Annotated in this window: 2 protein-coding genes; both read right to left on the bottom strand. The window is 66.5% G+C overall.

The genetic code is table 11. The features are described 5' to 3' along the window. The coding region (locus F2B26_RS16620) for an acetate and sugar kinases/Hsc70/actin family protein (protein ID WP_201292809.1) at window positions 1–231 on the bottom strand (231 nt) is incomplete at its 3' end. Next, window positions 231–687: cell division protein FtsQ/DivIB (locus F2B26_RS16615; protein WP_201292808.1), on the bottom strand; the 457-nt coding region annotated here is incomplete at its 5' end. The genes F2B26_RS16615 and F2B26_RS16620, both read right to left, overlap by 1 nt.

Below are 687 nucleotides of genomic sequence, written 5' to 3'. Positions count from 1 at the left end.
CGAAGTATTGGCGTTGCTTTCCGCCTTCTCCACCGCCGTGCGGATCGCGTGGCTCGCGGCGCGCATGTCGGTGACATAACCGCGCTTGATTCCCTCGCTCGCCCGGTGGCTCGAGCCCAGCACGACCATCTCGCCGGTCTCGGACCGGCCCATGATCATGGCCGAGACGCGGAATGAGCCGATGTTCACGGCCCCGAACACACCAGTAATGCGGGGAGTGGGCGCGGCCATCAGTTGACGCTCCCGCTGCCAAGCTGGCGCGGGCACGGCCCGTCTTTGCAGCGCAGATAGGCACGGTCGGGCACGCGCATGTCGATGGCGATCGGCTTGCCTCCGATAAGGCGATGCATGCCGTCGAGCCTGGCGAACTTCACCAGCGCGGGCGCCCCGGCCTGCCCTTCGGGCAGCGCGAGCAGCTGGCCAGTCTTGAAGGTCAGGTTCCAGCGCCGGTTTCCGACCCATTCGGCGCCGGCGATCTGGGGCTTCAGCGCAGGCGCGGCATCTAACAGCTTGCCCAATTCCTCGACCTGCTTCTGCGCGCCCGGCCCCTCGATCACCAGCTTGCCCTTGGCAGCATCGGCGCTGATCGGTTCGAGCTCGTTGCCCTGAGGATCGATGAGCATCAGCCGCCCGGGCTTCCTGAGTACGGCATGGGGAACCCGCTCGACGATATCGATCTTGAGCGTG

The sequence above is a fragment of the Cellulomonas citrea genome, assembly GCF_009829685.1.
GTDB classification, from domain to species: domain Bacteria; phylum Actinomycetota; class Actinomycetes; order Actinomycetales; family Cellulomonadaceae; genus Cellulomonas; species Cellulomonas citrea.
The sequence above is the reverse complement of the archived record's forward strand: the minus strand, read 5'-3'. Positions and strand labels throughout refer to the sequence as shown.